Source organism: Brevundimonas vesicularis (assembly GCF_900445985.1).
Classification (GTDB): Bacteria; Pseudomonadota; Alphaproteobacteria; order Caulobacterales; family Caulobacteraceae; genus Brevundimonas; species Brevundimonas vesicularis_D.
On sequence record NZ_UAQP01000005.1, the window covers coordinates 1,300,740 to 1,325,884 of the forward strand.

Here is a 25,145-nt window from a genome sequence, read left to right on the forward strand (position 1 = left end):
GTGTCTGTCTTACTTCTTCTTGCCGGCGATCGGCTTGGCGGGACCCTTGCGGGTGCGGGCGTTCGTGTGGGTGCGCTGGCCGCGGACCGGCAGGCCCTTGCGGTGACGCAGGCCGCGATAGCAGGCCAGATCCATCAGACGCTTGATGTTCATCGACGTCTCGCGGCGCAGGTCGCCCTCGACGGTGTGATCCTTGTCGATCGTTTCACGGATCGACAGGACTTCGGCGTCCGTCAGCTGGTTCACCCGGCGAGCGGGCTCGATGCCCACCTTCTCGGTGATGTCCTTGGCGGCGGCGGGGCCGATGCCATGGATATACTGAAGCGCGATCTCTACGCGCTTGTTGGTCGGGATGTTGACGCCAGCAATACGGGCCACGAAATTCTCCAGATACGCGTTAGTCAGACGCAACAAACGCTCCGGTTAACAAACCAGGAGCGTGGCGCCCTTCGCGGGAAGGCGCCCTTATACAGATGATTCACCGGGCGTCAACATCCGCTCCCGCGCGGCGCCGCTTCAGCGTGGCGGCCGGCCGAAGTCGACGCCAACGGTGACCCGCTGGCCTTCCATCGGCCGACCGTCTTCGGTTGGCGGCGTGAAGCGGAAATAGCCCGACACCTGCAAGCCGGCCGCGCCGAAGCCGAGGCCGGGGGGCGTCTCCTGAACGACGCGGCAACCGTCCAGCCGGCTGTCCAGGCGAATGACGCAGGACAGTTCGACCCGACCGTAACGAGTGCGGGCGCCCGGCGGGTGGTTGGCGCGAATCTGGCCGATGGTGGGACCGGTGACCAGACGCGGTCCGGTCGAGCCGCTGCCGGGGCCGGATCCAGACCCGACACCGGATCCGCTGCCGGTCCCCTGCCCGCCCTGGCCGAAGCCGGGTTGCGGCGAGGGCGCCGGCGCGACCCCGACGACGGGCGCGGGCTCCGACGCCTTGACGGGCGGCGCCGGAACTTCGCGCGGGCGTTCCTTGGGCGGAGGCGGCGGCGTGTGAATGACGGATGGCGCAGCGGGCGCGCCGCCGCCGGTCTCGGGCGCCGGGGGTTCGTTGGATATCGACGGCGGCGGATCGTAGAGCACGACCTCAAACGGCTGCGGCTCGACTACGGGCGTCGGCGCCGGCCCCCTCACCTGTCCCAGCCACAGGAACAAGCCGATTTCCGCGACGGCGACGCCGACGAATATTCCCGCCATGCGCCAGCGACGCAGGCGGGTCTTTTGGGGTTTAGGATCGTCCAACTCAGTCATCAGGCGATCAACGCCCGAAAACGCAAATCAGGCCAGGGCCTCGTCGATCGCCTTGGCGACGGACTCGATCGAGCCCATGCCGTCGGCCTCGGTCAACTTGCCCTGGGCTTCATAGTAGGGAAGCAGAGGCGCGGTGTTGCGGTTGTAGGCCTCGAGCCGGACCTTGAACGATTCCGGATTGTCGTCCGGGCGGCCCTGTTCGGCGAAGCGCTTCGCGATCCGTTCGGTCAGAGCGGCGTCGTCAACCTTCAGGCGAACGACGGCGTCGATCTGAACACCGCGCTTGGCCAACATCTCGTCCAGCGCCTCGGCCTGGGCCACGGTGCGGGGGAAGCCGTCGAAGATGGCGCCGCCGGCGGCCTCGGCCTCCGGCAGGCGATCCTCGATCAGGGCGATGACGATCTCGTCGGTGACCAGGTCGCCGCGCGCCAGCACGTCCTTGACCTTGAGCCCCAGCTCCGAGCCCGAGGCGATGGCCGCGCGCAGCATGTCGCCGGTGGAGAGCTGGACCATGCCCTTCTCTTCCACCAGCCGCTTGGCCTGGGTGCCCTTGCCCGCCGCCGGCGGTCCGAACAGGATCAAGTTCATGCTTCAGCCCTCCCCTGGGCGTCTGACAACCTAAGACTTAGCGGCGAACGGGCGTGGGAGCGCCGCGACCGCCACGACCACGCAGCTTGGCCTTCTTGATCAGGCCTTCGTACTGGTGCGCCAGCAGTTGGGACTGAATCTGGGCCACAGTGTCCATGGTGACCGAGACAACGATCAAGATAGACGTTCCGCCAAAGTACAGGCTGTTGCCGAACTGGCTGACGATAAATTCCGGCAGCAAGCAGACTGCGGTGATGTAGGCGGCGCCGATCACGGTCAGGCGGGTCAGGACATAGTCCAGATATTCCGCTGTGCGCTTGCCCGGACGTATGCCCGGCAGGAAGCCGCCGTATTTACGCAGGTTCTCGGCCGTGTCTTCGGGATTGAAGGTGATCGAGGTGTAGAAGAAGCAGAAGAAGACGATGAGGGCGGCATACAGCGCCATGAACAGCGGCTGGCCGTGCGTCAGCTGCGCCGTCACCAGCGGCAGCCAGCTCATCCAGCTGGGCAGGTCGGCGTTGGCCGTCATGGTCGCAACCGTCGTCGGCAGCATCAGCAGCGACGAAGCGAAGATCGGCGGGATCACGCCGGCCGTGTTGACCTTCAGCGGCAGGAACGAACGCTCGCCGCCAGCCATGCGGTTGCCTTCCTGGCGCTTCGGATACTGGATCAGCAGACGGCGCTGGGCGCGTTCCATGAAGACGATGAAGACCACGGTGGCCACGGCCAGTATGGCGATGAACAGCAGGGCGAAGGCCGACATCTGACCTTGCTGGGCCAAGCCCAACAGGCGGGCGATGGTGGACGGCAGAACCGCCACGATACCGGCGAAGATGATCAGCGAGATGCCGTTGCCGACGCCGCGCGCGGTCACCTGCTCGCCCAGCCACATCAGGAACATGGTGCCGCCGGTCAGGGTCACGACCGTCGAGATGATGAAGAAGATGCCGGGGTTGTCGACCAGGCCGGCCGTGCTGTTCAGACCCGCCGCGATGCCGAAGGACTGCGCCAGCGCCAGAAACACCGTCAGATAACGCGTGTACTGGTTCAGCTGCTTGCGGCCGCTTTCGCCGCCTTCCTTCTTCAGCTTCTCCCAGGGCGGATACACCGTGCCCATCAGCTGCACGATGATCGAGGCCGAGATGTAGGGCATCACGTTCAGCGCGAAGATGGCCATACGCTCGACCGCTCCGCCCGAGAACATGTTGAACATGTCCAGGATGCCGCGCTGACCGTCCGGGTTCTGGAAGAACTGCAGGAAGGCCTGCGAGTTGATGCCCGGGATCGGCACATAGGTGCCGATGCGATAGACCAGAAGCGCGCCCAGCGTGAACAGCAGGCGTTTATGCAGCTCGGTCGCTTTCGCGAACGAGCCCATGTTCATATTGGCGGCGAGTTGTTCTGCGGCCGAAGCCATTATGCGTCCCCACGACTGATTGAGTCGTCAGATAGGCGGAAAGCGGCCCTCATGCGAGGGCCGCTTCCGTTCTTTCGTCGTCGCAGATGTAATCAGGTCACGACCCAATCGCCGCGACGACGCGTGACTTAGGCTTTGGCGGCGGTGCGCTTGGTGCGGGCCGAGATCTTGTTCTCGTCGCCGCGCGGCGCCTTGGCGGCCGGAGCCTTGCCCTTAGCGGCGTTGCGCTTCTCGACGCGCGCGGCGGCCTTGGCTTCCGCTTCGATGCGTTGCTCGACGACCGAGCCGCCAGCGGCCTCGACGGCCTTCTTGGCGCCGGCGGTGGCCGACCAGACGACCAGGTTCAACGCTTGCTTCAGCTCGCCGGTGCCCAGCAGACGCACGCCGTCCTTGACGCGACGGATCACGCCGGCGGCGACCAGGGCGTCGCCCTTCAGTTCGGACTTGGCGTCCAGCTTGCCGGCGTCCACGGCGTCCTGCAGGCGCCACAGGTTCACTTCAGCCAACTTCAGAGCATTGGCGTTGTTGAAGCCGCGCTTGGGCATACGCATGTACAGCGGCATTTGGCCGCCTTCGAAGCCGCCGATGGCGACGCCCGAACGCGACTTCTGACCCTTGACGCCACGACCAGCGGTCTTGCCCTTGCCCGAACCGGGGCCACGGCCGACGCGCATGCGCTTCTTGTGGGCGCCTTCGTTGTCGCGGATTTCGTTCAGTTTCATGTGCCTGATCCTTTCGGGTGCTAGCGCCCGGATCGTCCGGACTCGGCTTGGAAAAAATGAAGGGCCGCTGATAGGCGACCCTCTGTGTATTCGCAAGTGCAGAAACGCCCTCTCCCGGGTTCGGGAGAGGGCGAAACGGCTTACTTTTCGACGATCTCGGTCAAGTGGGCGACCTTGGCGATCATCCCGCGAACCGAAGGCGTGTCTTCCAGGGTCGATTCACGACCCAGGCGGTTCAGACCCAGGCCCACCAAGGTGGCGCGCTGGTCGTTCTTGCGGCGGATCGGCGAACCGGTCTGCTTGACGGTGAGGGTTTTCTTCTCAGCCATGACTTAGGACTCCACGGCTTCGGGCGCCGAGGCGCCGTCGTTGCGGCGGCCCATCAGATCCGCGACCTTCTTGCCGCGCTTGGACGCGACTTGACGGGGCGAGGACTGGACCTTCAGCGCTTCGAACGTCGCGCGGATCATGTTGTAGGGGTTCGACGAACCGGTCGACTTGCCCACGACGTCCTGGACGCCGAGGGTTTCGAGCACGGCGCGCATCGGACCGCCCGCGATGACGCCGGTCCCGGGAGGGGCGGCGCGCATCATGATCTTGCCGGCGCCCCAACGGCCGTTGCCGTCGTGGTGCAGGGTGCGGTTCTCGCGCAGCGGAACGCGGATCATCGTCTTCTTGGCTTCTTCGGTCGCCTTGCGGATGGCTTCCGGCACTTCGCGCGCCTTGCCGTGACCGAAGCCGACGCGACCCTTGCCGTCGCCGACGACCATCAGGGCTGCGAAGCTGAAGCGACGGCCGCCTTTGACGGTGGCGGCGACGCGGTTGATGTGAACCAGCTTCTCGACGATGTCGGAATCCGGACCATCAGCAGCGGGACCGTTGCGGTTGTCACGACGGTTGCGATCGTTGCCGCCGCCGCCGCGTTGGGGTTGTTGCGCCATCTGTCGCGTCCCTTAGAAGTTCAGGCCGGCTTCACGCGCGGCTTCCGCCAGCGCCTTCACCCGTCCATGATAGATGTACTCGCCACGGTCGAAGACGACGTCCTTGACGCCCTTCTCGATGGCGCGTTCGGCGATCAGCTTGCCGATCGCGGCGGCCGCAGCCGTATCCGAACCGCGCTTGCCTTTGCCGCCTTCCAGCGATGAGGCAGCCACGACGGTCACGCCCTGGGCGTCGTCGATGATCTGGGCCGAAATGTTCTTGTCCGAACGGTAGACCGACAGACGCAGACGACCGTTGGCGACAGCCTTCAGGCGGCGACGCGTGCGCTCCGAGCGACGCTTGGCTTGTTGTCGAAGAGAAAGAGCCATGACTTACTTCTTCTTGCCTTCCTTGCGACGGACGGTCTCGCCCGCATAACGGACGCCCTTGCCCTTGTAGGGCTCCGGCGGACGCAGCTTGCGGATGACCGCGGCGATCTGACCGACGGCTTGCTTGTCAGCGCCCGAGATCTTGATCTCGGTCTGCTTCGGCACGGCGAAGCTGACGCCCGACGGCGGAGCGATGTCGACTTCATGCGAGAAGCCGAGTTGCAGCGACAGGGCGTCGCCCTTCATCGCGGCGCGGTAACCCACGCCGACCAGCTCCAGCGACTTCTCGAAGCCCGAGGTGACGCCCGTGACCATATTGTCGACCAGGGTGCGCGACAGACCCCACATCGCGCGAGCCCGAGGCGTGTCCGAACGCGGGGTCAGCGACACTTCGTCGCCTTCCTGCTTGACTTCGATCTCGTCGGCGACGGTCCAGACGCGTTCGCCCTTGGGTCCCTTGACGGTGATGTTCTGGCCGTCGAGCGTGACAGTCACGCCCTTCGGCACGGCGATGGTTTTCTTGCCAATACGGGACATATCAGTAGACCCTGCAGAGGACTTCGCCGCCGACGTTAGCGTCGCGGGCGGAAGCGTCGGACATGACGCCCTTCGAAGTCGAGAGGATCGAGATGCCGAGGCCGTTCTTGACGGGCTTCAGATCGCCGATCGCCGAATAGACGCGGCGGCCCGGCTTGGACACGCGCGCGATCTCGGCGATGACGGGCTGACCGTCGAAGTACTTCAGCTCGATCTCGAACTGCGGAAACTCACCCGGGTTCTGAACCAGGTTGTAGCCGCGGATGTAGCCCTCGTCCTGCAGCACGTCGAGGACGCGCTGGCGCAGACGGGAGGCCGGGGTCAGCACCTTGGAACGCTTGCGGGTCGCCGCGTTCTTGATGCGAGCGATCATGTCGCTCAGGGGATCGTTGATCATCATGTCTGTTCGCTCCCCTTACCAGCTGGACTTCGTCAGGCCGGGAATCTGGCCCAGGTTGCCCAGTTCACGCAGCGCAATCCGGCTCATCTTGAGCTTGCGGTAGAACGCCCGCGGACGACCCGTCACTTCGCAGCGGTTGCGAATGCGGCTCGGCGCGGAGTTGCGCGGCAGGGCGGCCAGTTGCAGGCGCGCCTCGAAGCGCTCCTCCAGCGGCAGGTTTTCGTCGTTGGCGGTCGCCTTCAGGGCGGCCCGCTTCGCGGCATACTTCGCAACCAGGGCCTTGACGGCTTCGTTGCGGTTTACGGCGCTTTTCTTAGCCATTGTGCTCTTCCCTTCCCGCTCAGTTCTTCACGAACGGGAACTTGAACTCGGTGAGGAGAGCCTTGGCTTCCTCATCGGTCTTGGCCGTGGTGCAGACGACAATGTCCATGCCCCACATCTGATCGATCTGGTCGTAGTTGATCTCCGGGAACACGATGTGCTCCTTCAGACCCGTGGCGTAGTTGCCGCGACCATCGAAGGACGTGCCCTTCAGACCACGGAAATCCTTCACGCGTGGCAGCGCGATCGTGATGAACCGGTCCAGGAACTCGTACATCTGGTCGCCGCGCAGGGTGACCTTGCCGCCGATGACCATGCCTTCGCGCAGCTTGAAGCCGGCGATGGAGTTACGGGCCTTGGTGGCGACGGCCTTCTGACCGGCGATGGCGGTCAGATCCTTGAGGGCGGTGTTCGCCTTCTTGGAGTCTGCGACGGCTTCGCCGATGCCCATGTTCAGGACGATCTTGTCCAGCTTGGGCACCTGCATTTCGTTCGTGTAGCCGAACTTTTCTTTCATCACCTGGCGGATGCGAGCGTGATACTCGTCCTTGAGGCGCGGGGTGTACTTCTCGGTAGCCATCAGATGACGTCTCCCGTCGTCTTGGCGATGCGGACCTTCTTGTCCCCATCGATCTTGAAGCCGACGCGGGTCGCCTTGCCGTTGGCGTCGGCGATCGCGACGTTCGACAGGTGAAGCGAGGCTTCCTTGTTCTTGATGCCGCCCTGCGGGTCAGCCTGGCTCGGGCGCGTGTGGCGCTGAACCATGTTGACGCCTTCGACGAGGACGCGGTTTTCGGTGGGCAGGACCTTCAGCACGTTGCCCGTGCGGCCCTTGTCCTTGCCGGTGAGGACGACGACGCGGTCGCCCTTCTTGATCTTGGCGGCCATGTTACAGGACCTCCGGAGCCAGCGAGATGATCTTCATGTGGTTCTTGGCGCGCAGTTCGCGAGGAACCGGGCCGAAGATCCGCGTGCCGACAGGCTCGTTCTGCTTGTTGACGATGACGGCGGCCGACTTGTCAAAGCGGATGACCGAGCCGTCCTTGCGTTGGATGTCCTTGGCGGTGCGCACGACGATGGCGCGAACGACGTCGCCCTTCTTCACACGGCCGCGCGGGATGGCTTCCTTCACGGAGGCGACGATTGTGTCGCCGATCGAGGCGTAGCGGCGCTTGGAGCCGCCCAACACCTTGATGCACATGACCCGGCGGGCGCCCGAATTATCGGCCACTTCCAGGTTAGTTTGCATCTGGATCATAAGATCAGATCCTTCTGATTACGAGGCGGAGGCGTTGGAAAGGACTTCCCAGCGCTTCAGTTTGGACTTGGGGGCGCACTCGACGATGCGAGCGATGTCGCCGACCTTGAGCGCGTTGGCTTCGTCGTGCGCGTGGTACTTCTTGGACGACCGGACGGTCTTCTTCAGAAGCGGGTGAAGCAGGGTGCGCTCCACCTTCACAACGACAGTCTTCTCGCCCTTGTCGGACACGACCACGCCTTCAAGAATTCGCTTGGGCATATTCGTTTCCTTACGAGGCCGCACGCTTCTCGCGCAGAAGCGTCGAGATGCGAGCGATGTCTTTGCGGACTTCACCAACGCGGTGAGTCTTTTCCATTTGGCCGGTGGCCGCCTGGAAGCGCAGGTTGAACTGTTCCTTCTTGAGCTTCAGCAGCTCGTCGGACAGTTGGTCGGTCGTTTGCGACCGCAGATCGGCGATCTTGGTCATTAGGCGGCAGCCTCCACATGCGCGACGCCGGCGTCGATACGGGTCACGACCTTGGTGCGGACCGGCAGCTTGGCGGCGCCGAGACGGAGTGCTTCGCGGGCGACATCGTCCGGCACGCCGTCGATTTCAAACAGGATACGGCCCGGGTGGCAACGCGCGGCCCAGTGGTCCACGGCGCCCTTGCCCTTACCCATCCGGACTTCGGCCGGCTTGCCCGTGACGGGCAGGTCGGGGAAGACGCGGATCCAGACGCGGCCCTGACGCTTCATCTGGCGAGTGATCGCGCGGCGAGCCGCTTCGATCTGACGCGCGGTGATGCGTTCCGGCTCCAGCGTCTTCAGGCCATACGACCCGAAGTTCAGCGAGAAACCGCCCTTGGCTGAGCCATGGATCCGGCCCTTGAAGGCCTTGCGGTATTTGGTCTTCTTCGGTTGCAACATGACTTAGTTCTCACGTCCCCGGTCGCGACGCGGACCGCGGTCGCCACGGGGGCCGCCGCGTTCGCGGCCTTCGTTCGAGGACGGACCCGAAGCTTCCTGGGCCCAACGCTTGTCCTGCGCCATGGGATCGTGCTCCAGCACTTCACCCTTAAAGACCCAGACCTTCACGCCGATGATGCCGTAGGTCGTCTTGGCTTCGTAGAAACCATAGTCGATGTCGGCGCGCAGCGTGTGAAGCGGCACGCGACCTTCGCGGTACCATTCCATACGAGCGATTTCGGCGCCGCCCAGACGACCCGAGACATTCATACGAATGCCCTTGGCGCCCAGACGCATGGCCGACTGCATCGAACGCTTCATGGCGCGACGGAAGGCCACGCGGCGCTCCAACTGCTGCGCGATGTTCTCGGCGATCAGCTGCGCATCGGTTTCCGGCTTGCGGACTTCGATGATGTTCAGGTGAACTTCACCCTCGGTGCGCGCCGAGATGTCCTTGCGGAGCTTCTCGATGTCAGCGCCCTTCTTGCCGATCACGACGCCCGGACGGGCGGCGTAGATGGTGATGCGGCACTTCTTGTGCGGGCGCTCGATGATGATGCGCGACACGCCGGCGGCGGCCAGGCGTTCCCGCAGCCACTGGCGCAGCTTTAGGTCCTGGTGCAGCAGGCGGGAATAGTCGGCGCCGGCGGCGAACCAGCGGCTGTCCCACGTGCGGTTCACGCCGAGGCGCAGACCGACCGGATTGATTTTCTGTCCCATCAGGCGGCCTCGCCGGCTTCACGGACCACGATGGTGATCTCGCTGAACGGTTTCAGGATGCGCGACGAACGACCGCGAGCACGGCTCGCGAAACGCTTCATCACCAGGTTCTTGCCCACGAAGGCCTCGGCGACGACCAGATTGTCGATGTCGAGGTTGTGGTTGTTCTCGGCGTTCGAGATCGCCGAATACAGGACCTTGCGGACGTCGCCAGCGATGCGCTTACGGCTGAATTCCAGCTCGTTCAGCGCCTTCTGGACCGGCATGCCGCGGATCGAAGCGGCGACCAGGTTCAGCTTTTGCGGGCTGATGCGCACGTTGACCAGCTTGGCGCGGGCCTCGGTCGGGGCGACCCGACGCTCGTTTTTTGTCTGGGCCATCGGTTACTTCCTTTTGGCCTTCTTGTCCGCCGCGTGACCCGGGAAGTTCCGGGTCGGGGCGAACTCGCCGAGCTTCATGCCGACCATCTCTTCCGAGACCGACACAGGCACGTGCTTCTGACCGTTATGGACGCCGAACGTCAGACCGACGAACTGCGGCAGGATGGTGGAGCGGCGCGACCAGGTCTTGATCACGTCCTTGCGGCCCGACGATTGAACGGCGTCGGCCTTCTTGAGCAGATACCCGTCGACAAACGGGCCTTTCCAGGAGGAGCGGGCCATTCTTAGCGAGCCTTCTTAACGTGGCGGGTACGGATGATGTACTTGTCCGTAGCCTTGTTCTTGCGGGTACGAGTGCCTTTGGTGTCCTTACCCCACGGCGTGACGGGGGTACGACCACCAGAGGTCCGGCCTTCACCACCACCATGCGGGTGGTCGATCGGGTTCATGGCGACGCCGCGAACGTGCGGACGCCAGCCCATGTGACGCTTGCGACCGGCCTTGCCCAGGTTCTGGTTCATGTGGTCGGGGTTCGAAACCGCGCCCACCGTGGCAATGCAGCCATCCAGGACCATACGCAGTTCGCCCGAGCCGAGACGGATCTGGGCGTAGCCCTGATCGCGACCGACCAGCTGGGCGTAGGCGCCGGCCGAACGGGCCAGCTGGGCGCCCTTGCCCGGCTTCATTTCGATGTTGTGGATGATCGTACCCACCGGCATCGAACGAAGCGGCATGGCGTTGCCCGGCTTCACGTCGGTCTTTTCGCCCGCGACGATCGTGTCGCCCGCCTTAAGGCGTTGCGGCGCGATGATGTAGGTCTTCTCGCCGTCGGCATAGGTGACCAGGGCGATGAAGGCCGTGCGGTTCGGGTCGTATTCCAGACGCTCGACCGTGCCGACCATGTCCCACTTGCGACGCTTGAAGTCGATCTTGCGGTACAGGGTCTTGGCGCCGCCGCCGCGGAAGCGGACCGCGATGCGACCGCCCTGCCCGCGTCCGCCCGACTTGGTCAGGCCTTCGGTCAGCGACTTTTCCGGACGACCCTTGTGGAGTTCCGAACGGTCGACCAGCACGAGGGCGCGACGGCCCGGCGAAGTCGGATTGTAGGTTTTCAAGGCCATCTGATCAGAGCCCCGTGGTGACGTCGATCGACTGGCCGTCAGCCAGCGTCACGATCGCTTTTTTGATGTCGACCCGGCGACCCAGGATACCCCGGAAGCGCTTGGTCTTGCCCTTTTGAACCAGGGTGTTGACCTTCAGGACGTTGACTTTGAACAGGCTTTCGACCGCAGCGGCGATCTCGTCCTTGGTAGCCGTGTCGGCGACGCGGAAGACGACCTTGTTCTGCTCGGACAGGATCGTGGCCTTTTCGGTGATCACCGGGGCCAGGATGGTGTCGTAGTGTTTGGCGGTAGGTTGAGCGGCCATTACGCGGCTTCCTTATCGCTGAAGCGGGCTTCGATGGCCTCGATGGCGGCCTTCGTCAGCACCAGCTTGTCAGCCCGCAGGATGTCATAGACGTTCAGGCCGGCGTTCGGCAGCACGTCGATGTGCGGGATGTTGCGTGCGGCCAGGCCGAAGTTCGTATCGACTTCGGGACCCGCGATGATGAGCGCCTTGGTCCAGCCCAGCTTGCCGAGCGTTTCGCGCAGCGAAGCGGTCTTGGCTTCCTTGACCGAGACGGTGTCTACCACGATCAGGTCGCCCGACTTGGCCTTGGAGGACAGGGCGTGACGCAGAGCCAGGGCGCGGATCTTCTTCGGCAGCGAGAAGCCGTGATCGCGAACGATCGGGCCGAAGGCGCGCGAACCGCCGACGAACTGCGGTGCACGGCGCGAACCGTGACGAGCGCCGCCGGTGCCCTTTTGCTTGTACATCTTCTTACCCGTACGAGAGTTCTCGTTTCGGGTTTGAACCTTGTGCGTACCGGCGCGGCGCTTGGCCAGTTGCCAGTTGACGGTGCGGGCCAGGATGTCGCCGCGGATGTCGGAGATGCCGAAGACGGCGTCCGACAGTTCCACGTCGCCAGCAGCCTTGCCGTCGAGTTGGATGACAGAGAGTTTCATTACGCTTCACCGCCTTCGGTCGCTTCGACGGGGGCTTCTTCAGCCGGGGTCGAGGCGGGTTGAGCAGCAGACTTGCTCGACTTCAGCGCGCCGGGGAACGGAGCGTCGGCCGGGCGAGCCTTCTTGATGGCGTCGCGAACCTTGACGTAGCTGCCGTCGTGACCGGGGACAGCGCCCTTGATCAGGATCAGGCCACGCTCGGCGTCCACGCGGACGACGGTCAGGTTCTGGGTGGTGACGGTTTCGGCGCCGTAGTGGCCGGCCATCTTCTTGCCGGGGAACGTGCGACCCGGGTCCTGACGGTTACCCGTCGAACCGTGCGAACGGTGCGAGACCGAAACGCCGTGGGTGGCGCGAAGGCCGCCGAAGTTCCAGCGCTTCATGGCGCCGGCGAAGCCCTTACCGATGGTCTCGCCTTGGATGTCGACCTTCTGGCCCACCAGGAAGTGTTCGGCCGACAGCTCGGCGCCCACGTCCAGCAGACCGTCCGCATCGACGCGGAACTCGGTCACATAGGCTTTCGGTTCGACTTCCGCCTTGGCGAAGGTCTCGCGTTGAGCCTTGTTGGTGTTCTTAGCCTTCTTCGTGCCAGCGCCCAGCTGGAGAGCGACGTAGCCGTCACGCTCCTGGGTACGTTGGCCGACGACTTGGCAGCCGTCGAGCTGCAGCACAGTGACCGGTACGTGCGCGCCGTCATCGGCGAACACGCGGGTCATGCCCAGCTTCTTGGCGATCACGCCCGTGCGCATCGGATCCCGCCTCTTTCTACTTTAAATCTTGATCTCGACGTCCACGCCGGCGGACAGGTCGAGCTTCATGAGCGCGTCCACGGTCTGCGGGGTGGGGTCGACGATGTCGAGCACGCGTTTGTGCGTGCGGATTTCAAACTGCTCACGCGACTTCTTATCGACGTGCGGAGAGCGGTTCACGGTGAACTTCTCGATCAGGGTCGGCAGCGGAATCGGACCGCGAACGGTCGCGCCGGTGCGCTTGGCGGTATTAACGATCTCGCGCGTCGAAAAATCGAGGACGCGGTGATCAAAGGCCTTGAGCCTGATGCGGATGCTTTGATCCATATCGGTGCTTACTTCCAATGCGGTCGGAGGACCGCGTCCCTGTGAACCATTTCAAAGACCGAAGGCCTTCGGGCAAAAAGCCCTCAGGGAACGCAAATCCGCAAAAACGATCGGCCCACGCAGTTGCCCGCGAAGGCCGTTGATATCCCAAGAAGCTGCAAAGAACAGTGACTTAGGTCGTTCTTGCGAACCGCGTTTGCAGCGAACTGCACAGCCGGTCCAACAAGAGTGGTGGCTTATGCCTATCGATTCTGATTTCGTCAAGCGCGCAAACCCGGGCTGACACAGGATTTCGACGCGGTCTCCGTCGAGAGTTCTCCAATGCGCGACGACACATTCGGCGGCGACGTCGGCGGCGCTGGACACTCTCTTTATAGTGGCTGAGCGCGACTGCGGCGCTCGATTAACGAGTTGCCCCACAGATCGCCAAGTCGTGACACATTCTGGCCGCAACGCGTGGCTGTTGCGCAACAACCTTGCCGCCCTAAGCCAATCGAACGTCGGTTTATTGCTCCGCTTCGTCTTAGCCTGATAGCAGCGCCCCTCCCCGGACCCCCATCCGGGTGCAGACTGCTAAGGACAAAAGAAAAATGAAGACGATCCTCCTCGCCACGGCCGCCGCCGCCCTGTTCGCCGCCCCGGCCTTCGCCCAAGACGCCATCGGTTCGGTCGGCGTGACCTATTCCAACCCGTCGATCGAAGTCGCCGGCGACGACGTCGACGCCGACGTCTGGACCGTCGACGGCTCGGTCGCCCTGCCGGCCCAGGACTGGACCGTGACCCTGAACGGCGCGATCGACTACACCAAGGCCTTCGGCGAAGAAGACGTCACCGGCGCCGCCGCCGCTCACCTGACCAAGATGTGGTCCTCCGACGTCCGCGCCGGCGCCTTCGTCGCCGCCAACGGCATCGGCAGCGGCAACGAGCCGATCTGGACCGTCGGCGCCGAAGCGCAGAAGTATCTGTCGAACGCCACCCTGACCGGCCAAGTCGCCTACACGACCGCCGACAACGTGGACGCCGACATCTGGACCGTCGGCGCCGACGCCGCCTTCTACGTCATGCCGAACCTGCGCCTGAACGCCGGCGTCGCCTATAACAACGTCGACTTCTCGGGCGGCGACACCGACGCCTGGACCTACGGCGTGGGCGCCGAATACGAGTTCGAGAACACCCCGTTCTCGCTGGGCGCCGCCTACACCCGCGCCGACATCGATTCGCTGGACGTCGACACCTGGTCGGTCGGCCTGCGCTATTCGTTCGGCGGCGGTCTGCAAGCGCGTGACCGCGCCGGCGCCAACCTGGGCGTCTCGGCCATCTCCAGCGTCCTGAGCGTCTTCTAAGCGTCTCGGACCTGATCCATGCGAAGAGCCCCGGCGGAGCAATCCGCCGGGGCTTTTTGTTTGGCCGGAAAAGACCCCCGGGGTTCCACGACCGGGGGCCTTCTCGTCGCTCGGGTCTTACCGCCCGATCTGCAAGGTTCCCGATCCGACGACGGAGCGAGAGACCGATCCCGTGGCCGAGGCGACACGAACGCTGCCCGATCCGGCGATCGCCACGTCCAGGTCGCGCGTTGCGCCGCCGTAGCGCACATCGCCGGAACCGCCGATGGCGACCGACAGCTTGTCCATTCGGCCCTGCCGCACGTTCACACCGCCCGAGCCGCCGATGGACAGTTCGCTGCGTCCGCCGGCGCTGGCCACCTCGACATTGCCCGATCCGCCGACAGCCGCCTTCAGGGCTCCGGTCGCTCCGGCCGAGATGGAGCCCGATCCGCCGACGCTGGCGTTCAGCGATCGAGACGTGCCCGCACGGATCGCGCCCGAGCCCCCCAGGCCGAGTTCCAAATCGCCATCCACATTGGCCACGTTCCAGTTGCCGCAGCCGCCATTGTCCAACTCGACCGATCGCGCGCCGCGTCCGACCGAGCCGAAGACCGCGCCGCTGGCGCTGACATCCACGACGCGCGGCGTGCGCACGACGATCAAAGGCGCGTCTTCCAGGCGGATGCGGCCCAGGTCGCGTACCTCGACAGTCGCGCCCTGCCCCGGCTGGCCCGCATCGCTGCGGCCGGAGTTGCAGCCGCGAATGGCGCTGTTGCCGCCCCACATGCCGTTACGGCGCAGGCCGCCGTCGATCTTCACGTCATTGCCGTCGCGGCGAACCTGGATGGCCGGCAAGCGAGTCTGGCCTTGCGTGACCTCGACCCCGATATCCTGACGATCCTCGACGATGACCACTACACGGGCGACGGCGTTGCGGATCTCGACCTCGGCGGCCGAAGCGGGCGCCGCGACAAACCCGGTCAGGGTGGCGACGGCGGCGGCGGCGATCAGTGCGGTTTTCATGAGCGGTTCCCTTCCCGAATGTGAGGAGAAGGTGCGCGCCGCCCGCGCCCAAGTCATTTTAACTCGAGGTCATGAACTCGAATTAACGCCCCGAGCCTATGACCTGGCGTTCAGCGCGCCCGCGCCGTCCGCCGCGCCGATCTCCGGCTCGAAGTCACGCTCGAAGTTGGCGATCTTGCTCTTCATCGCGCCCGCCTTCTTTAGCGCCAGCGACGCAGCCCAGCGCGCCGCCAGCTCCGGCGTGGTCATGCCGTCGGTGAAGCGCGGCCGCCCACCCCGGCTGCGGATCACCGCATTGGTGAACAGCGCCCCGTTGCGGAACCGCGACGGCCAGGTCTGGAAATCCATCGACAGGCTGACGCAGAAGCGGTCCAGATTCTCCACGCGGTGCGGCGCATACAGCGGCCAGGTCAGGGCGCGACCTGGCTCCAGATCCATGACCTGCGCGTCCTGTTCGAACGCCAGCGTGTAAGGCAGTTCCTCGGTCGTCTGACGCGCGACCACCTGTTCCATATTTCGCTCGGGCAGATGCCCCTCGTCGCCCGGATAGACGAACAGACGCTTGCGCCCGCGCAGGTGGAACAGCACCACCCCAGCCGCGTCGAAATGATAGGGCACCCGCGCCTTGGGCGACGACAGGATCAGCTGCCCCGCGTTTCGCACCGCCCGCATCCCCGGATAGGTCGCCTGGATCGCGGCGAAATCCTTCATCGCCGCCGCCCACAGTTCGGGCCAGCCGGTCTCGACCCCGCGCAGATTGACCCACAGCCGACCCTGTTTGATCGCCTCCAGCAACTCCTCACCTGACAGCCGCCCGCGCGCGCCGGTGCGCAAGGACACCTGCCCCTCCTCGTCGTAGTCATACAGGTTGATGTCGAACAGCTCGGCCGGATAGCGATCCAGCACGGCGGCCAGCGCCGCGTCCTCGGCGAACCCTTGCTCGATCAGGGTGTGGGCGTGGGTCTTGGCCTCGGCGATCGGGCCCGGATAGCGTGTGCGGCGTTGGGTCATGCCGATGTCCTCAAACGTGGGCGACGCGCGCCGGCGTCTTCTTCTTGGCGGCCGCCTTCTGGACAGCCGATCGTGCGGCGACCGCCGCGCCCCTCAGCCGCCCGACGGGCGTCGCCTCGCAGGCTTCGATCGTGGCCCAGCGCCGACGCAGGGACGCCCGCACCGCCTCGCCGCGTCCGCCCGCCCTGTTCAGCGCCGCCACCGTGATGTCGCCCAACGCCCGGGTCACGCCCGGCTGCATCACCACGGCTTCGCGCACCGTCTGGCGCGCGTTGACGAAGTACTTCTTGTAAGTCTCGCCCTCGAAGCCGAAGTCGAACACCCGGAAGCCCTCGGCCGCCGCCAGCCGCATCGTGTCCATGCTCAGCAGGATGCCCGGCGAGCACCGCGCAAGCGTTGGCTCATAGGCCGGGAACCAGAAATGGTAATGCCGCCCGGCGTGCAGCGAGAACTCGATCGCCACCAGCTTGTCGCCCGCATGCATGGCCGCCATCGAAGCGCCGAAGCCTTCTCGCGCCTCGCTCATCAGAGCGTGCAGCAGATCCCGCGTCCATCCGCAGGCGAAGATGTCATGAAGGCCCGAGCGCCGATACTGCGCCGCCTTCAGCGCGATCAGATGATCCAGCAGCGCCGGATCTCTTAGACCCCGCTCCACCCGGATCGGCCCCAGTTCGGCCTCCAAACTGCGGCGCGCCCGCTCCTTGTCCTTGAAGTATTTGCCGAAGGTCTTGCGACGCTCGGCGTACCAATCGTCATAGCCCGCCTCGGGCATGGCCACCTGCACCGTCTCGCGCGCCTGGCCCGTTTCGCCCGCGCCGATCCAGCCGGGCACGTTCAGCCGCTTGGCTTTCAACAGCCGCGCCACCTCTTCCAGCGCGATCGTCTCGTCCGCCGGGGCGATCACGCCGTGATAGTCGTTCATCGGCGCGCCCAGCGGCTGCACCGCTCCGCCGCGTCGCTGATGCGGGAAGAAGCCCACGATCTCGCCATCGCGCCGGAACACGGCGATCGCCGCGCCGGGGCAGACCCGCGAGGCGATCTCGGCATAGTCCCAGCGGAAATAGGGGCTGGCCAGATCAGGATTGTCAGCGGTCCACGCACGCCACAGGGCGACGGCGGCGGCATCCATCGCCGCCGCGTCCATGATCTCGACCTGCAGCATTCCGGCCATACGCATCCTCTCGGGGCCTTGCGCAGCAAGGTCCATTCCACGTCGCACCCTACCCTCTGCGCGTTTCATCAGGGTTTACCGGCATGGTGAACTTGCGTTGACGGAGCCGCGGTCGCCCTTGCGCGTTTGAGTGACCCAAGGAGAAGACCATGACCGATCAACGCCCTGACAGCAAAGCCGTCGAGAACGAGAACTTGCGGCCGGACGCCGAAGGCCAGCCGCCGCGCCCCGCGACCGAACCCAAGGGTTCAAAGGACTCGTCCAACTCCGGCGAGACCGAAACCGACCCCGCGACCGGCGAACCCAACTGAACAACCGACCGCCTACACTCACCGTCTCGAAAGTCTCTTATGAATCGTCCCGCCTACCTAGCCGCACTCGCTGTTCTCGCTCTGGGCGCCTGTTCGCCAAAGGAAGAGAACACAGCCGCCCCAGCGGCGCAGACGGCCGAGGCCGCGCAAGTGGGCCAGACAGGCCCGCTCTCTCGAGATGCCATAGAAAACACCGCCTATGCGCCGCCGCCGGCCGCGCAAGAGGGCCAGCCGGCCACCCCGAATGCCGCCCAGCAGCAGCCGCAGCCTGCCCTGATCCGCGCCCAGGTTCTTCTGGAACGCGCACGGTTCTCGCCCGGCGCGATCGACGGCCTGGCGGGGTCGAACATGCGTCAGGCGATCTCGGCGTTCCAGGAAGCGAACGGCATGACGGTGAACGGCGAGCTGAACGCCGACGTGATGGGAAGACTGCGCGCCGCCGCCGGACCGGGCGCGGTGACCACCACCTACACCATCACCCAGCAGGACATCGCCGGACCCTACCTCGGCGTCGTCCCAACGGAGTTGGAGGCTCAGGGTCAGGCGGCCCACATGGGCTACGCCAATATCGTCGAGGCCTTGGCCGAGCGCTTCCACGTCACCGAGGCCTTGCTGCGCGCCATGAACCCCGGCGCCGACTTCAACCGCGTGGGCCAGGGCCTGCTTGTCCCCGCCGTCAACAGCGCGCCCCTGCCTGCCGACGTGGACCACATCGACGTCGACAAGAGCGAAGGCTCGGTCAAGGCGTTCGACGCGGACGGCAAGCTGATCGCCTACTTCCCCGCCACCATCGGCAGCGGCGACAACCCGACGCCGACCGGCACGGTCAAGGTCAACGGCGTGGCGCGGAACCCGGACTACACCTACGACCCGTCGAAACTCAGCTACGGCGACGGCAAGAAGAAGGTCGTCGTCAAACCGGGCCCCAACAATCCGGTGGGCGTCGTCTGGATCGATCTGAACAAGCCCAGCTACGGCATCCACGGCACGCCGGACCCGCATCTGGTCGGCAAGACGGCCTCGCACGGCTGTGTGCGCCTGACCAACTGGGACGCCTGGATGCTGGCCAACAAGGTCAAGCCGGGCGTCACCGTCCGCTTTATCTAGTGGACGGCGCCGAACGGCGTCCCGTCCCAGAAGTCGCAGTGGTGGCGCTCGAAGAAGCCGTCGTCCATCACATCGCCCTCCGGCTTGAACACCCGCACCGGCCCCGCACCCTCGACGCGGGGCCATTCGGCGGCGAAGGCCGAACTGCCGAACCTCGCCCACAGCCTTTGCATCCGCTCCGACAGCGCCTTTTGCTCCGGCTTGAACCGCTTGGGATCAGCAAACACCCAGCGCGTGCCGAACACATAGGCCAGTTCGCTGGCGTGATAGGCGCCCAGGTCCAGACCGACGATCCAGTCGGGCAAGACGAACGGCGCCTCGCGATCGGCGAACTCATAGCCCCACACCGGCACATGCTGGGCCAGAAGACGTCGCAAAGCCTGTGACGGACAGGCGAACCTCTGGTCCGTGAAGTTGGCAGCGATGGCGTAGGCGGGCCCGTCCTCACCCACCGGATAGCGCGCCAGCACCCGCTCGCCCTGATCGCCATACATCCAGATCGTCTCCTTCTGATAGCGATCCATGTCCTGCACCTCGTTGGCGAACAGCCGCCCCTCATCAAGGTTTGTCCCGACGAGGACGGGCACGCGCGTGAACCGCCCCTCGCGGATCGCGACCGCCGGGTTTTCCGGCACAGTGGCGTCAGTGTGCACCGGTCCCCACGATCCCGGCCCGTTGATGCCCGCCCTCAATGACGCCGCCCGCGACAGCCGCCAGGCCGGCAGCGCCTTCAGGCACGCGATCTGATCCTCGCTGGTGCAGCCAAGCCTTTCGGCGAACATCGGCCCCGACTGGGCCGCATCCTGCGCCCTGACCAGGGACGACGGCTCCAGGCACCCGCCGCTCTGCATGATGACCCGTTGATACAGCCCCTCCGACTGCGGCGACGACATGAGGTAACAGGCCGTCCACGCGCCCGCGCTCTCGGCGAACAGGGTGACGTCGCCTGAATCGCCGCCGAAGGCTGCAATGTTTCGATGCACCCATTTCAGCGCCGCCTGCTGATCCATCAGGCCGAAGTTGCCACCGAAGCCTTCGCCGGTCGCCTGAAACCCCGGATGCGCCAGCCAGCCCAACGCGCCGAGCCGATAGTTCATCGTCACGACCACCCGCCCCTGCTCGCGCGCCAGTTTCGACGGGTCGTAGTTGGCGCCCGCCCCCACGGTGAAGGCGCCGCCGGGAATATAGATCATCACCGGCCGCGCCTCGGCCGCGTCTCCGCCCGGCGCATAGATGTTCAGATACAGACAGTCCTCGGACCCGACGACGATCCCGCCGCCGCCGCCCAGGATCGATCGACGCCCAATCGCCTGGGTGCAGTCCGATCCAATCCGCGTCGCATCCCGAACGCCCTGCCAAGCCTGGACCGGCTGCGGCGCACGCCAGCGCAGATCGCCGACCGGCGACGCCGCGAATGGCACGCCCAGAAACGCGCGCGTCCCCGCCCCCTCGACGCCGCGCACCATCCCGGCTTCAGTCGTCGCCAATATCGGCTCGGCGTCCTTGGCGAACCGGACCTGATCGATCTTGCCGGGATGGGTGGCGCAGGCCGACAGGGCGCCAAGGCACGCAAGCAACGAGATCAGACGCATCATGAACCTTGGCTGTTGGGCAGACGATCTCAACGCCTGAATGTCCGGCTCGTTGCGGGCGCCGGTGGCTCAGCCACAGCAAAACGGCCCCCGGATGGCTCCGGGGGCCGCTCTGTTACGCGACTCTGTATCCAACCGGCCTCAAGCAGCGCGTGAGCGCGTTAGGCCGAAAGGGATGTCGTCTTAGGCGATGATCTTGGCCACGACGCCGGCGCCGACGGTGCGGCCGCCTTCACGGATGGCGAAGCGCAGGCCCTGGTCCATCGCGATCGGGGTGATCAGCTCGACGTTCAGCTCGGCGTTGTCGCCCGGCATGATCATCTCGACGCCTTCCTTCAGCTGAACGATGCCGGTCACGTCCGTCGTGCGGAAGTAGAACTGCGGGCGATAGTTCGTGAAGAACGGGGTGTGACGACCGCCTTCTTCCTTGGTCAGGATGTAGGCTTCGGCCAGGAACTTGGTGTGCGGGGTGATGGAGCCCGGCTTGCACAGCACCTGGCCGCGCTCGACGTCTTCACGCTTGGTGCCGCGCAGCAGCACGCCGACGTTGTCGCCCGCTTGACCTTGGTCCAGCAGCTTGCGGAACATTTCCACGCCCGTGCAGGTCGTCTTCTGGACAGGACGGATGCCGACGATCTCGACTTCCTCACCGACCTTGATGATGCCCTTCTCGACGCGGCCCGTGACCACGGTGCCGCGGCCCGAGATCGAGAACACGTCTTCGACCGGCATCAGGAACGGCAGGTCGACCGGACGCTCCGGCTGCGGGATGTAGGCGTCGACGGTTTCCATCAGGGCCAGAACGCGCTGTTCGCCGATTTCCGGGTTCACGCCGTCGGTCGCGGCCTTGGCCGAACCCTTGGTGATCGGAATGTCGTCGCCGGGGAACTGGTAGCTGCTCAGCAGCTCGCGCACTTCCATCTCGACCAGCTCGAGCAGCTCTTCGTCGTCGACCAGGTCGACCTTGTTCATGAAGACCACCAGGGCCGGCACGCCGACCTGACGGGCCAGCAGGATGTGCTCGCGGGTCTGCGGCATCGGGCCGTCAGCGGCCGACACCACCAGGATCGCGCCGTCCATCTGCGCGGCGCCGGTGATCATGTTCTTCACATAGTCGGCGTGGCCGGGGCAGTCGACGTGGGCGTAGTGACGGTTGGCCGTCTCATATTCCACGTGCGCGGTGTTGATCGTGATGCCGCGGGCCTTCTCTTCCGGCGCAGCGTCGATGTCGGCGTAGTTCATCGCCTTCGCGCCGCCGGCCTTCGCCAGCGTCATCGTGATCGCTGCCGTCAACGTCGTCTTGCCGTGGTCAACGTGACCAATCGTGCCGATGTTGCAGTGCGGCTTCGTCCGTTCGAACTTTTCCTTGGCCATGGCCAAACTCCTGATGGCCCGGGTCCGTCAGCGGAGGGGCGCGATGCTGATCTTTTAAAAACCTGGAGCGGGTAGACGGGATCGAACCGACATCCTCAGCTTGGAAGGCTGCTGCACTACCATTGTGCTATACCCGCGCGGAGACTGCGGAAGTTCTTTCGGAACGCCGCAGCCGGTTCCTCTCCGTCGTCCTGATCCGTCGTATCCGTCAAGGCGCGTGGTGGGGGAAGAAGGACTCGAACCTTCGAAGCTTACGCAGGGGATTTACAGTCCCCCCCCTTTGCCGCTCGGGACATTCCCCCAGCGCGCCTTGTCGAACCGTCGGACCCCTCGTTTCCGCCCATAAAGAAGCGGGACGAAACAAAAGCCTTCGGCTTGTCGCCTCCTCTAGGATAGAGGGGGCGCCCAGACCCGAAAGCCCTTGGGGCTCCAAATCGGAGGGCGTCTTATAGTGTCGTCGAAATCAGAACGCAACGACCGTAGAAGCGGTAAAAAACAGGTCTTCGGAAACCGGCCCGGAGGACCGCGCGACAAGGCGCAAAAGCCCGCTGCGCAAGGGTTTTCCGCGCGCGAGGATGCGCCTCGGCCGCCCCGTTCCGCCGACCGGAGCAAGTCCGATGCCGATAATTATCTGTGGGGCCGCCATCCGGTTCTGGCCGCCTTGGCGAATCCCTCGCGTCGAGGAACGGGTAGACTGATCGTCACCGCCGACCGCGCGCAGGAGATCGAGGACGGCCGGCTGAACCACGGCCACAAGATCGAAGTCGTGGACAATCAGGCCCTGACCCGGATGCTGCCCGCCGGCGCCGTGCATCAGGGCATGGTGTTCAAGGTCCAGCCGCTGGAAGGCGTGGCGCTGGAAGACCTGGCCGATCCCGCTCGCGGCGTCATTGTCATGCTGGACCAGCTGACCGACCCCCAGAACGTCGGCGCCATCTTCCGATCGGCCCTGGCCTTCGGCGCGCGGGGAATCATCGTTCAGGACCGTCACGCTCCGGCCCTCGCCGGCGCTCTGGCCAAGGCGGCCGTCGGCGCCACCGAACGCCTGCCCCACGCCCGTGTGACGAACCTGTCGCGGGCGCTGGAGCGGCTGGCTGATCTGGGCTGGCGCGCGGTCGGCCTGGACGGAACGGGCGAACAGACGCTGGAAGAGGCGCTTGATTCGCAGCCGACCGTCCTGGTGATGGGATCGGAGGGCGACGGCATCCGCCGCCTGGTGGCCGAACACTGCGACGTCATGGCCAAGATCCCCATGCCGGGGGGATTCGAGAGCCTGAACGTGTCCAATGCGGCGGCGGTCGCGCTTTATGAAGCGGCGCGCGCGCAACGCGGCTGACAGAACGCCGCACCGAGGCTAAGGAGCGGAAATGGAATTCCTCTCGTCTCCCGAACTCGCCAGCCAGACTGCGGCCCTGGGCCAGGTCCTGCTGATGGATCTGGTCCTGGCCGGCGACAACGCCGTCGCCGTGGGCCTAGCCGCCGCCGCCCTGCCCCAGGACCAGCGCAAGAAGGCCATCCTGATCGGCTTGGCCGCCGCTGTCGTCATGCGAATCGGTTTCGCCCTGATCACCGTTCAGCTTCTGGCCCTGGTGGGCCTGCTGCTGGCCGGCGGTCTGCTGCTGCTGTGGGTGTGCTGGAAGATGTGGCGCGAGCTGCGAGAGCAGGCGACGCACGATCAGGCCGAGGCGGAGGCCGAGCTTCAGCTGGCCATGAGCATCGAGCACGGCACGGGCCCCTCGCCCGAGGAGCTGGGCGTCAAGCGCAAGAGCTTCGGCGCCGCCCTGATTCAGATCATGGTCGCCGACATCACCATGTCGCTGGACAATGTGCTGGCCGTCGCCGGCGCTGCGCACGAACACCCCTGGATCATGGTCTTCGGCCTGGTGCTGTCGATCGCCCTGATGGGCGTCGCCGCCACCTATATCGCCAAGCTGCTGCACCGCTTCAGCTGGATCGGCTATATCGGTCTGGTCGTCGTTCTTTATGTCGCCCTGCACATGATCTGGGACGGCGCCCGTCAGGTTGTGGTCCGCACCGGCCATATGGAAGAGTTCAACGCCTCCGCCCCCGCCTTCCTTGAGATCAGTCCCGAGGAAGCGGCCAAACACCTGGGCCAGAAGCGCACCGAGGACAGCCCGACGCCGGCGCCCGCCGAACCAACGGTCGCGCCATGACCGTCGCCACGGTCACCGTCGAAGAAGCCGCCGCCTGGCTGCAGGCCGGCGACGCGGTGCTGATCGATGTGCGCGAGCCGGACGAGTTCGCCGCCGCCCGCATCGACGGCGCGATCCTGGCCCCGCTCAGCCAGATGCCCGCCGCGTGGGAGGCGCTGGACCTTCCGGCCGACAAGAAGATCATCGTTCAATGCCTGAAGGGCGGCCGCAGCCACCAGGTCTGCGCCTTCGTCGGCCCGACGGGCCCTGACGGCCAGCCGCTGTTCAACCTGACCGGCGGCATCCAGGCCTGGAATGCGGCGGGGCTTCCGGTCGTATTCGCGGAACAGGACTGATCAGCGACCGCGCAGCCAGCCGGTGACCGAAATCCGGTCCGCCGCCGCCGACAGGGCGACCTGCGTCACCGAATGGGGCGTCGGCACCTTCAGCAGGTTCAGGGTGTTGAAGCGCGGCGTAAAGGCTTCCGCCACATTGCCGTCGGCGCCATGGAAGGCCAGCAGGCCGCCCCACTCGATCCGCCAGGCCGGCGTCAGATTCAGCACATAGGCGAAGAAGCGATTCTTGCCCTCGGCGTGATCGTCATGTTCGGTCAGAAAATGGCCGGCGCGATAACGGGTCAGTTGCGCATCGGCCAGGGCTAGCTGCGGTTCGCCCGTCACGTCCCGCATCAGGCCCAGGAAGGCCTGGCCGTTCAGGAAGGCCAACAGATCGGCCCATATCGGCGCGGCCTGCCCCGCCTGGACCAGATCATAGATCGGGTGATTGTCGTATAGATACTGGAAGTCGGTCTGGGCCGAGACCTGCACCGCCTGACCCAGCGTCTGTTTCTGATCCGGCGTCAGAGAAGCCAGCCAGGCGGCGGGCAGATCGACATGTCCGGTCCCGCGTCGCGTCACGACATTGTAGTCGACGCGCGTCGCCGCGTCGTAGAGCGCCTGCGCGTCCGTGGGGGCCAGGACGCCGTCGATCTGCGCCCGCCCCGTGCGCGCCAGTCGCTCGCGAATGGCGGCGCGCGCTTCGTCGGTCAGGGGCGTCAGGGTCGGCGTCATCGCTTATCCCCTTCGGA

General features: G+C 65.4%; 37 protein-coding genes and 2 tRNA genes. 6 read left to right on the top strand and 33 right to left on the bottom strand.

Annotated features, from left to right (window positions below):
* Positions 1-9: 9 nt before the first annotated feature.
* The 25 genes from rpsM to rpsJ form a co-directional block, all read right to left on the bottom strand.
* A complete protein-coding gene (gene rpsM / locus DT343_RS06475; RefSeq protein ID WP_026108555.1) occupies positions 10-378 on the bottom strand; it encodes a 30S ribosomal protein S13 in 369 nt (122 codons plus the stop codon).
* 138 nt (positions 379-516) lie between these two features.
* Positions 517-1,248 (bottom strand): energy transducer TonB, encoded by a 732-nt coding sequence (locus tag DT343_RS06480; protein WP_112862204.1) that lies wholly within the window; start codon positions 1,246-1,248, stop codon positions 517-519.
* Between the two features lie 27 nt (positions 1,249-1,275).
* Positions 1,276-1,836, bottom strand: coding sequence for an adenylate kinase (locus tag DT343_RS06485; protein WP_055804620.1), 561 nt, complete (start codon positions 1,834-1,836; stop codon positions 1,276-1,278).
* 37 nt (positions 1,837-1,873) lie between these two features.
* Positions 1,874-3,253 (bottom strand): preprotein translocase subunit SecY, encoded by a 1,380-nt coding sequence (secY, locus tag DT343_RS06490; RefSeq protein WP_017506043.1) that lies wholly within the window; start codon positions 3,251-3,253, stop codon positions 1,874-1,876.
* Positions 3,254-3,381: 128 nt separating this feature from the next.
* Positions 3,382-3,975, bottom strand: a complete 594-nt coding sequence (gene rplO / locus DT343_RS06495) for a 50S ribosomal protein L15 (protein ID WP_112862205.1) — start codon at positions 3,973-3,975, stop codon at positions 3,382-3,384.
* Between the two features lie 140 nt (positions 3,976-4,115).
* Positions 4,116-4,304 (bottom strand): 50S ribosomal protein L30, encoded by a 189-nt coding sequence (gene rpmD, locus DT343_RS06500; RefSeq protein WP_055753396.1) that lies wholly within the window; start codon positions 4,302-4,304, stop codon positions 4,116-4,118.
* A 3-nt stretch (positions 4,305-4,307) separates the two neighbouring features.
* Complete coding sequence (gene rpsE / locus DT343_RS06505) at positions 4,308-4,916, bottom strand: 30S ribosomal protein S5 (RefSeq protein ID WP_055753395.1); 609 nt, start codon at positions 4,914-4,916, stop codon at positions 4,308-4,310.
* A gap of 12 nt (positions 4,917-4,928) precedes the next feature.
* Positions 4,929-5,285 (bottom strand): 50S ribosomal protein L18, encoded by a 357-nt coding sequence (gene rplR, locus DT343_RS06510; protein ID WP_008259637.1) that lies wholly within the window; start codon positions 5,283-5,285, stop codon positions 4,929-4,931.
* A 3-nt stretch (positions 5,286-5,288) separates the two neighbouring features.
* Complete coding sequence (gene rplF / locus DT343_RS06515) at positions 5,289-5,822, bottom strand: 50S ribosomal protein L6 (protein WP_112862206.1); 534 nt, start codon at positions 5,820-5,822, stop codon at positions 5,289-5,291.
* A 1-nt stretch (position 5,823) separates the two neighbouring features.
* A complete protein-coding gene (gene rpsH, locus DT343_RS06520) occupies positions 5,824-6,222 on the bottom strand; it encodes a 30S ribosomal protein S8 (RefSeq protein ID WP_008262310.1) in 399 nt (132 codons plus the stop codon).
* 15 nt (positions 6,223-6,237) lie between these two features.
* Positions 6,238-6,543, bottom strand: coding sequence for a 30S ribosomal protein S14 (gene rpsN, locus DT343_RS06525; RefSeq protein WP_017506048.1), 306 nt, complete (start codon positions 6,541-6,543; stop codon positions 6,238-6,240).
* A 19-nt stretch (positions 6,544-6,562) separates the two neighbouring features.
* Positions 6,563-7,123 carry a 50S ribosomal protein L5 gene (gene rplE, locus DT343_RS06530; protein ID WP_017506049.1) on the bottom strand — a complete coding sequence of 187 codons (561 nt, stop codon included), beginning with the start codon at positions 7,121-7,123 and terminating at the stop codon, positions 6,563-6,565.
* A complete protein-coding gene (gene rplX, locus DT343_RS06535; protein ID WP_039248554.1) occupies positions 7,123-7,431 on the bottom strand; it encodes a 50S ribosomal protein L24 in 309 nt (102 codons plus the stop codon). The genes rplE and rplX overlap by 1 nt, the downstream gene beginning before the upstream one ends.
* Position 7,432: 1 nt before the next feature.
* The gene (gene rplN, locus DT343_RS06540) at positions 7,433-7,801 is read right to left on the bottom strand and encodes a 50S ribosomal protein L14 (RefSeq protein WP_003164378.1); all 369 of its coding nucleotides are present in this window, start codon (positions 7,799-7,801) and stop codon (positions 7,433-7,435) included.
* A gap of 18 nt (positions 7,802-7,819) precedes the next feature.
* Complete coding sequence (gene rpsQ / locus DT343_RS06545) at positions 7,820-8,062, bottom strand: 30S ribosomal protein S17 (RefSeq protein ID WP_017506051.1); 243 nt, start codon at positions 8,060-8,062, stop codon at positions 7,820-7,822.
* Positions 8,063-8,072: 10 nt separating this feature from the next.
* Positions 8,073-8,270, bottom strand: a complete 198-nt coding sequence (gene rpmC, locus DT343_RS06550; RefSeq protein WP_008263673.1) for a 50S ribosomal protein L29 — start codon at positions 8,268-8,270, stop codon at positions 8,073-8,075.
* On the bottom strand, positions 8,270-8,710 hold the full coding sequence (gene rplP / locus DT343_RS06555) for a 50S ribosomal protein L16 (RefSeq protein WP_017506052.1): 441 nt from the start codon (positions 8,708-8,710) through the stop codon (positions 8,270-8,272). Before rplP ends, rpmC begins: the two co-directional genes overlap by 1 nt.
* A gap of 3 nt (positions 8,711-8,713) precedes the next feature.
* Positions 8,714-9,469: a 30S ribosomal protein S3 gene (rpsC, locus tag DT343_RS06560; RefSeq protein WP_112862207.1), complete on the bottom strand. Its 756-nt coding sequence runs from the start codon at positions 9,467-9,469 to the stop codon at positions 8,714-8,716.
* Complete coding sequence (rplV, locus tag DT343_RS06565; RefSeq protein WP_017506054.1) at positions 9,469-9,849, bottom strand: 50S ribosomal protein L22; 381 nt, start codon at positions 9,847-9,849, stop codon at positions 9,469-9,471. The genes rpsC and rplV overlap by 1 nt, the downstream gene beginning before the upstream one ends.
* Before the next feature lie 3 nt (positions 9,850-9,852).
* Positions 9,853-10,131: a 30S ribosomal protein S19 gene (gene rpsS, locus DT343_RS06570; protein ID WP_017506055.1), complete on the bottom strand. Its 279-nt coding sequence runs from the start codon at positions 10,129-10,131 to the stop codon at positions 9,853-9,855.
* A 2-nt stretch (positions 10,132-10,133) separates the two neighbouring features.
* On the bottom strand, positions 10,134-10,970 hold the full coding sequence (gene rplB, locus DT343_RS06575) for a 50S ribosomal protein L2 (RefSeq protein WP_017506056.1): 837 nt from the start codon (positions 10,968-10,970) through the stop codon (positions 10,134-10,136).
* A gap of 4 nt (positions 10,971-10,974) precedes the next feature.
* Positions 10,975-11,277, bottom strand: a complete 303-nt coding sequence (locus tag DT343_RS06580) for a 50S ribosomal protein L23 (protein ID WP_008260292.1) — start codon at positions 11,275-11,277, stop codon at positions 10,975-10,977.
* A complete protein-coding gene (gene rplD / locus DT343_RS06585) occupies positions 11,277-11,915 on the bottom strand; it encodes a 50S ribosomal protein L4 (protein ID WP_017506058.1) in 639 nt (212 codons plus the stop codon). Before rplD ends, DT343_RS06580 begins: the two co-directional genes overlap by 1 nt.
* Entirely contained in the window at positions 11,915-12,664 is a 750-nt protein-coding gene (gene rplC / locus DT343_RS06590) for a 50S ribosomal protein L3 (protein WP_039248546.1), read from the bottom strand. The genes rplD and rplC overlap by 1 nt, the downstream gene beginning before the upstream one ends.
* A 21-nt stretch (positions 12,665-12,685) precedes the next feature.
* The gene (gene rpsJ / locus DT343_RS06595) at positions 12,686-12,991 is read right to left on the bottom strand and encodes a 30S ribosomal protein S10 (RefSeq protein WP_003164367.1); all 306 of its coding nucleotides are present in this window, start codon (positions 12,989-12,991) and stop codon (positions 12,686-12,688) included.
* Positions 12,992-13,581: 590 nt separating this feature from the next.
* Here rpsJ and DT343_RS06600 point away from each other — a divergent pair.
* On the top strand, positions 13,582-14,334 hold the full coding sequence (locus DT343_RS06600) for a porin (RefSeq protein WP_039248539.1): 753 nt from the start codon (positions 13,582-13,584) through the stop codon (positions 14,332-14,334).
* Positions 14,335-14,451: 117 nt separating this feature from the next.
* Here the strand turns inward: DT343_RS06600 and DT343_RS06605 are convergent, their stop codons facing one another.
* From DT343_RS06605 to DT343_RS06615, 3 genes are all read right to left on the bottom strand, one after another.
* Positions 14,452-15,339 (bottom strand): GIN domain-containing protein, encoded by an 888-nt coding sequence (locus DT343_RS06605; RefSeq protein WP_112862208.1) that lies wholly within the window; start codon positions 15,337-15,339, stop codon positions 14,452-14,454.
* 96 nt (positions 15,340-15,435) lie between these two features.
* Positions 15,436-16,350 carry a transcriptional regulator gene (locus DT343_RS06610; RefSeq protein ID WP_112862209.1) on the bottom strand — a complete coding sequence of 305 codons (915 nt, stop codon included), beginning with the start codon at positions 16,348-16,350 and terminating at the stop codon, positions 15,436-15,438.
* Between the two features lie 10 nt (positions 16,351-16,360).
* Positions 16,361-17,521, bottom strand: coding sequence for a GNAT family N-acetyltransferase (locus DT343_RS06615; protein ID WP_112862210.1), 1,161 nt, complete (start codon positions 17,519-17,521; stop codon positions 16,361-16,363).
* Positions 17,522-17,670: 149 nt separating this feature from the next.
* Between DT343_RS06615 and DT343_RS17460 the strand changes: the two genes are divergently transcribed.
* Both DT343_RS17460 and DT343_RS06620 read left to right on the top strand, forming a co-directional pair.
* Positions 17,671-17,832, top strand: coding sequence for a hypothetical protein (locus DT343_RS17460; protein WP_181669132.1), 162 nt, complete (start codon positions 17,671-17,673; stop codon positions 17,830-17,832).
* A 39-nt stretch (positions 17,833-17,871) separates the two neighbouring features.
* Positions 17,872-18,939, top strand: a complete 1,068-nt coding sequence (locus DT343_RS06620) for a L,D-transpeptidase family protein (protein ID WP_112862211.1) — start codon at positions 17,872-17,874, stop codon at positions 18,937-18,939.
* Here DT343_RS06620 and DT343_RS06625 read toward each other — a convergent pair.
* From DT343_RS06625 to DT343_RS06640, 4 genes are all read right to left on the bottom strand, one after another.
* Positions 18,936-20,534, bottom strand: a complete 1,599-nt coding sequence (locus DT343_RS06625; RefSeq protein ID WP_258522511.1) for a carboxylesterase/lipase family protein — start codon at positions 20,532-20,534, stop codon at positions 18,936-18,938. The two genes, DT343_RS06620 and DT343_RS06625, sit on opposite strands and share 4 nt — an antisense overlap.
* A gap of 180 nt (positions 20,535-20,714) precedes the next feature.
* Entirely contained in the window at positions 20,715-21,905 is a 1,191-nt protein-coding gene (gene tuf / locus DT343_RS06630; RefSeq protein ID WP_017506879.1) for an elongation factor Tu, read from the bottom strand.
* A gap of 63 nt (positions 21,906-21,968) precedes the next feature.
* Positions 21,969-22,042, bottom strand: a tRNA-Gly gene (locus DT343_RS06635).
* 81 nt (positions 22,043-22,123) lie between these two features.
* Positions 22,124-22,207: transfer RNA gene (locus DT343_RS06640), tRNA-Tyr, on the bottom strand.
* Between the two features lie 149 nt (positions 22,208-22,356).
* Here DT343_RS06640 and rlmB point away from each other — a divergent pair.
* From rlmB to DT343_RS06655, 3 genes are read left to right on the top strand one after another with little or no spacing between them, the layout of a single operon-like run.
* Positions 22,357-23,241, top strand: coding sequence for a 23S rRNA (guanosine(2251)-2'-O)-methyltransferase RlmB (gene rlmB / locus DT343_RS06645; protein WP_112862212.1), 885 nt, complete (start codon positions 22,357-22,359; stop codon positions 23,239-23,241).
* Positions 23,242-23,272: 31 nt separating this feature from the next.
* On the top strand, positions 23,273-24,079 hold the full coding sequence (locus DT343_RS06650; protein WP_112862213.1) for a TerC family protein: 807 nt from the start codon (positions 23,273-23,275) through the stop codon (positions 24,077-24,079).
* Positions 24,076-24,414 carry a rhodanese-like domain-containing protein gene (locus tag DT343_RS06655; RefSeq protein WP_112862214.1) on the top strand — a complete coding sequence of 113 codons (339 nt, stop codon included), beginning with the start codon at positions 24,076-24,078 and terminating at the stop codon, positions 24,412-24,414. Before DT343_RS06650 ends, DT343_RS06655 begins: the two co-directional genes overlap by 4 nt.
* Here the strand turns inward: DT343_RS06655 and DT343_RS06660 are convergent, their stop codons facing one another.
* Positions 24,415-25,128: a 2OG-Fe(II) oxygenase gene (locus DT343_RS06660; protein WP_112862215.1), complete on the bottom strand. Its 714-nt coding sequence runs from the start codon at positions 25,126-25,128 to the stop codon at positions 24,415-24,417.
* Positions 25,129-25,145 lie beyond the last annotated feature (17 nt).